This is a genomic window from Bathymodiolus platifrons methanotrophic gill symbiont (assembly GCF_002189065.1).
Classification (GTDB): Bacteria; Pseudomonadota; Gammaproteobacteria; order Methylococcales; family Methylomonadaceae; genus Methyloprofundus.
Genome location: NZ_BDMN01000305.1, coordinates 1 through 2,196 on the forward strand (window position 1 = coordinate 1; position 2,196 = coordinate 2,196).

The window sequence follows — 2,196 nt, forward strand, 5'->3', positions numbered from 1 at the left end:
AATAAGATTGCTTTGATTTCTTGTCTGGATTTGCTGGGGGATTATACTTGGCTGCTTCAGGAAGTTATTTCGTGCACATTCCTAAGTGTCCTAAACCTATTTCTGTAAGAGAAGCATTTGAATTAATAAAACTTATACCCTTAGGTAAAAGAACCAAAGTTCTAGCAAAAGGAAATGAATCTCTCTACATGTCATACTTTGAGTGGACAGATGATATTATCAGTATTCTTATCAATAAATCAGATAAAGGAATATCTGACCCAATATTTACTATTCCTAAAGAGAATAAGCGCCGTACAGCTGAAAAAACAGAAGAGGAAGGGCAAGATTTTTCTTCACACATAGTAATTAAATTGCCTAATAAAGATATTGATCCAGCACTTGTTATTATCGAACAATGCCATGGACTAAGCGTATCCACTATTAAAGAACTACTAGATAATATTATAAATGATGCGAAAAAAATATCGCCTGATAAGTTCAAGCAAATGCACCCTGATGGGTCAGTAGATAATGATGGAAATCCCAAAAAATACGATGTTATCTTCAAATCTGAGTTTGATGGACATATCTCAAACGAACTTAAAGATGATCTAAATCATGGAAAAATAAGATCCATTGAATTGATAACAGATAAGGATCAAAACACGGACTTTGATGAAGAAGGCTATGTTAAAGAAAAATGCAAAACACTTGTCCTAACACTCAAAGATAATGAAAACAATATCGCAAATAAATATGGTCGCATTGTAAAGTTATGTAAAAAAGAAAAAAACAATTACAGTCACGCAAGGATAAAACTCAAAACACAATCAGGCCTTGATAGAACCGTAAACATGAACACCGCCGATGGATTAGTACAACATTATGTAAAAAAAGAGAAGCTGGATAATTTTAATTATAATTTAAAATCATCTTACGATAAACCCGACAAATCTATCCTCGATAAAATGAAAAAATTGCTACTCCTGGAACACAATGATTAGGCATCTTCTTCGTCCATTATCCTATCTTTCTATTGAGCATCAACTCAAATGGAAAGTGGATTGGATTTATCCATTGTTACTCGCCATAGTATCAACTATTCTAATATTTTGGCTGAAGCAATTTGGTCAGGTATCTTTGTATTCAAATAGTGGAATAATTACTAAGATACTTGGCTTCGTTCAAGTTCTTCCAGGGTTCTACATTGCCGCTCTAGCAGCAATTGCAACCTTTAATAAGACGGACATAGATAAAACAATGCCTGCACCAGCTCCAAAGATAGATATTTTGGTTCAGGGGAAAAGTGTAGCTATTGAGCTAACTAGAAGAAGGTTTTTGTGTTCAATGTTTGCTTTTCTCACAGCAGAAAGTTTAATTATTATTGTACTTGCAATTTTTGCCACATCTTTCTATGTGCCATTCAAAGAAATTATCCATGAATCATGGCATATTTTGTCATCTGGTTTATTTACCCTGATGTTTCTTTTACTATTTTGGCAAATGATTATAACCAGTTTCTGGGGATTGTATTATCTAGGTGACAGGCTTCATCAGCCAAACCCATAAAAAGGGTTCTGGAAAAAAAGCGGGTGAGTTTTATACGCCGCAACAATTATGGTTCTGTCGCAAAAAATAAATATTTGTGTAAAAATAAACTGTAACTTGTTTTTATGCGGCAAATGGATAAAAACACTATGCAGGATAAGAACAGTCTCATCCCATCATTAAAATTACGATAATATAGTGTAAAAGCCACGTACCATGTGGTATTCATGAAAGTAATCGCCTGAGAAATAGAGTCATTTTTAGTTGAGCATGTGAATCTTCTTTGGCTGAAATTAAATCTTATGATCGTAGGTAATAGGGTGATTTTGTTCTTTGCGACAGAACCCCTCATAAAACTGGGTGCGATTAAAAGTACGGTGAATTTCTCAAAATATTAAGAAGCTTTGGCCAAATTTCTCCAATATTCATCCCATTGATCATTTCCTCTGACCACTCTTAAAGCAAGCATGGGTTCAACGTTTTCAGATTTCCACCACGCCCCTGATAGTTTTAATCGTTCCTGAATAACATAACGGTGTGCGCTTTCTATTTCGCCTGAACCAATAGGCAAGTTTTTTTCTATCGCTCCTTTATAGTCGAGTTGCTCAGTACGGTTACTTAAATAGCGGTGACAAGATCGTACAGGGGCTTTAGAATTTTCAATCT

Annotated in this window: 2 protein-coding genes and 1 pseudogene; 2 read left to right on the forward strand and 1 reads right to left on the reverse strand. The window is 34.7% G+C overall.

The annotated features are described in order from the left end of the window. Nucleotides 1-71 precede the first annotated feature (71 nt). Both CDZ78_RS15910 and CDZ78_RS15915 read left to right on the forward strand, forming a co-directional pair. Nucleotides 72-986 carry a hypothetical protein gene (locus CDZ78_RS15910; RefSeq protein ID WP_140414118.1) on the forward strand — a complete coding sequence of 305 codons (915 nt, stop codon included), beginning with the start codon at nucleotides 72-74 and terminating at the stop codon, nucleotides 984-986. Continuing rightward, complete coding sequence (locus CDZ78_RS15915; protein ID WP_087870880.1) at nucleotides 979-1,551, forward strand: hypothetical protein; 573 nt, start codon at nucleotides 979-981, stop codon at nucleotides 1,549-1,551. The genes CDZ78_RS15910 and CDZ78_RS15915 overlap by 8 nt, the downstream gene beginning before the upstream one ends. A gap of 373 nt (nucleotides 1,552-1,924) precedes the next feature. On the opposite strand, the pseudogene CDZ78_RS22215 reads toward CDZ78_RS15915, so the two are convergent. After that, nucleotides 1,925-2,196, reverse strand: a pseudogene (locus tag CDZ78_RS22215) (ISKra4-like element ISTvi1 family transposase); the annotation flags it as partial.